Source organism: Pseudomonas sp. S37 (assembly GCF_016658545.1).
Classification (GTDB): Bacteria; Pseudomonadota; Gammaproteobacteria; order Pseudomonadales; family Pseudomonadaceae; genus Aquipseudomonas.
Genome location: NZ_JACVZC010000256.1, coordinates 1 through 252, shown reverse-complemented (window position 1 = coordinate 252; position 252 = coordinate 1). Strand labels below are relative to the sequence as shown.

Sequence of the window (252 nt, the reverse complement as noted above, 5' to 3'; positions counted from 1 at the left end):
TTTGCAGATCAATCAGGCCCTTGTCATTCAGCCTGAGCTGCAAGCGTTTGAGCATCTGATCGAATGTCCCTTGGTTTCGCCAACCTCGGAACCGTTGATAAACCGTTGACCACGGGCCAAATCGGTCTGGCATATCTCGCCACGCAGCCCCCAAGCAGAGCACCCAGAGCACGCCATCGAGCATCAAGCGGACGCTCAGGGGCGGCCATGGGTTTCGATGAAGAGATCGGAGACCACATCCCAGGCCTCGTC

General features: G+C 57.5%; 1 pseudogene. It reads right to left on the bottom strand.

What is annotated here, in order from left to right:
* Positions 1-237: pseudogene (locus IAE39_RS29540) on the bottom strand (transposase); the annotation flags it as partial.
* Between the last annotated feature and the right edge of the window lie 15 nt (positions 238-252).